At 72.9% G+C, this 2516-nt stretch carries 4 protein-coding genes; 3 read left to right on the top strand and 1 reads right to left on the bottom strand.

What is annotated here, in order from left to right:
* On the bottom strand, window positions 1–400 hold a 400-nt coding region (locus ACFQ4O_RS16725; protein WP_378777385.1), incomplete at its 3' end, for a hypothetical protein.
* A 185-nt stretch (window positions 401–585) separates the two neighbouring features.
* Between ACFQ4O_RS16725 and ACFQ4O_RS16730 the strand changes: the two genes are divergently transcribed.
* The 3 genes from ACFQ4O_RS16730 to ACFQ4O_RS16740 all read left to right on the top strand — a co-directional run.
* On the top strand, window positions 586–798 hold the full coding sequence (locus ACFQ4O_RS16730; protein ID WP_378777387.1) for a heavy-metal-associated domain-containing protein: 213 nt from the start codon (window positions 586–588) through the stop codon (window positions 796–798).
* A 171-nt stretch (window positions 799–969) separates the two neighbouring features.
* Window positions 970–2310 carry a sigma-54-dependent transcriptional regulator gene (locus ACFQ4O_RS16735; RefSeq protein WP_378777389.1) on the top strand — a complete coding sequence of 447 codons (1341 nt, stop codon included), beginning with the start codon at window positions 970–972 and terminating at the stop codon, window positions 2308–2310.
* Window positions 2311–2389: 79 nt separating this feature from the next.
* On the top strand, window positions 2390–2516 hold a 127-nt coding region (locus tag ACFQ4O_RS16740; protein WP_378777391.1), incomplete at its 3' end, for an FAD-dependent oxidoreductase.

The following is a 2516-nucleotide window of genomic DNA, read 5'->3' on the forward strand; positions in this document are numbered from 1 at the left end:
CGACCGGCGCCGCGGCCACGGGGGTCGCGTCCACCCGGTCCTGCAGCGCGGCGAGCGCGGCCTCGTGGCTCGCGAGTTCCCGGGCGAGCGAGGTCACCAGCTGGCCGAGCGCCGAAATCTCGTCCACCAGCGGGCGGGCGGCGGCGCGGCTGCGCTCCAGCACCGCGGCGTCGAGCGTGGACAGGCGCACGTCCAGCGTCTCGACCCGGCTCTGGAGATGGGTCGCGAGACCGTCCAGATCGTCGATCCGCTCCTCCTCCACCCCGGGCGGGCGGAGCAGGGTGACGTGCGCGACCGTCATGAGGGCGAGCGTCGCCACGGCCGCGAGCGTGCTTTCGGCGCCCCCGAGGCCCAGCCCGAAGGCGGCTATGACGCCGACGCAGGCGGCCGTGACCGCCATCGCCGCAGCAATGAAAAGACCAGCGGGCTTAAGCATTTTTTCGAAATTCCGTGGGAGCCGTGCGATGAATCATCACTGATTCGCGACTCCGCGGCCAAGCGCTGTTATCGGCCCGGGCCCGCAAACAGCTTAAAAAGACGTTGGAGAGTCTTTTCGGACTCACCCGACCTCACAGGGAGGCCAAAATGGCGACCATCGTTCTCGACGTGACCGGCATGACCTGCGACGGCTGCGTCAAATCCGTGCAGAAGGCGATCGCGGCGAAAGACCCGAACGCCGTGGTCGTGGTGAACCGCGTCGTCGGCCGGGTGGCGGTGGACGGCAAGCTGACGCTCGACGAGGCGGCGGACGCCATCCGCGGCGCGGGCTACGAGGCCCAGCCCGCCGTCACCGGCTGAAGACCCGGGCTTAAGCCCCCGGCGCAAGGCCTTCGCTCATCATTCGTTTACCCTGTTCGGCCACTTTCTCCTTCCAGAGCCGCGGCGACGCGGCGACGGTTGGGAGAGACGGGGTTGATGGCGCATTCGCAGACGTTCGGCACAGACGCCGCGCCGGAAACGCGCGCGACCGTGCTCCTCGTCGACGATGACCCCGCCTCGCTCCGCGTCGCGACCGTGGCGGTCGCGACCGCCGGCGGCGAGGTGGTGGCCGCGCTCGCGCCCTCCGCCGCAGGCGTCGACCGCCGGGCCGACGTCGTCGTGATCGATGTGCCCCACCCCCGCGCGCTCGCGCTGGTGGAGCGTTTCGTGGCGGCCGGCGTCACCGTCGTCGCCACCAGCGGCGCGGGCTCGGTCGGGCTCGCGGTCGAAGCCATGCGCCGCGGCGCGGTGGACTTCGTGCTGAAGCCCTTCACGCCCGAAACCTTCGCCCGCCGGCTCGCGCCCCGCTTCGCCGAACGTCCCGCCGCCCGCGACGCCCTCCCCCGCCCCGTCGCGGACGCCGACACGTCCCCGTCCGGCTTCGGCGGCTTCGTGGGCGGCTCGGAGGCCATGAAAGCGGTCTACGACCAGATCGCGCGCATCGCGCCATCGAAGGCGCCGGTGTTCGTCACCGGCGAGAGCGGCGCCGGCAAGGAGCTGTGCGCCGAGGCGCTGCACGCCCGCTCGCCCCGGGCGCGGGGGCCGTTCGTGGCGCTGAACTGCGGCGCCATCCCGCGCGAGCTGATGGAAAGCGAGATCTTCGGCCATGTGCGCGGCGCCTTCACCGGCGCCACCGAAGACCGCGCCGGCGCGGCGGAGGCCGCCGCCGGCGGCACGCTGTTCCTCGACGAGATCGGCGAGATGGAGCTGGCGCTTCAGGCGAAGCTCCTTCGTTTCCTTCAGACCGGCGAGTTCCGCCGCGTGGGCGACACCCGCGCGCGGCGCGCCGACATCCGCATCGTCTGCGCCACCCATCGCGATCCCTTCGCCGAAGTCGCCGCCGGCCGCTTCCGGCAGGACCTGTTCTACCGCCTGCACGTGCTGCCCATCCGCCTGCCGCCGCTGCGGGAGCGCGGCGAGGACGTGATCCGGCTGGCCGAGAGCTTCCTCGCCCGCTTCGCCGCCGAGGAGGGCCGCGCCTTCGCCCGCTTCGCCCCGGATGTGCTGGAGCGGTTCCGCGCCTATGGCTGGCCGGGCAACGTGCGCGAGCTGCAAAACGTGGTGCGTCGCTCCGTGGTGCTGGACGACGGCGAGACGGTGACGCTCGACATGCTGCCGCCGGAGCTGGCGGCGCCGCGCGGCGCTTCCGCCCCCTTCGCCGCGACGGAGGCCGCGATCGAGCCGTTCCACGTGCAGGAGCGCCGCATCATCGAGAGCGCGATCGCGGCCTTCGGCGGCAATCTGGCGCGCGCGGCGGCGGCGCTGGAGATCAGCCCCTCCACCATCTACCGCAAGCGCGAGCGCTGGATCGCGGACGGCGACGCCGCCTGACGCTGCCCGCGCGTCGCGCCTGTTGACGGGACGGCGCCGTTGGCGCCAGCGTCCGCGCCGTCAACAGGTCCCGTGTCCCATGCCCGAACCCTTCGATCTCGCCGTCGTCGGCGGCGGCCTTCTCGGCCTCGCCCACGCGCTCGCCGCCGCCCGCGGCGGCCGCCGCGTCGTGGTGATCGATCGCGACGCCCGCGCCAACGGCGCCT

The organism is Methylopila musalis (assembly GCF_042679725.1).
GTDB classification, from domain to species: Bacteria; Pseudomonadota; Alphaproteobacteria; order Rhizobiales; family Methylopilaceae; genus Methylopila; species Methylopila musalis.

Excerpts from the sequence above, each read along its gene's own strand:
- ACFQ4O_RS16730 (WP_378777387.1), top strand. The coding sequence starts at position 586 with ATGGCGACCATCGTTCTCGACGTGACCGGCATGACCTGCGACGGCTGC.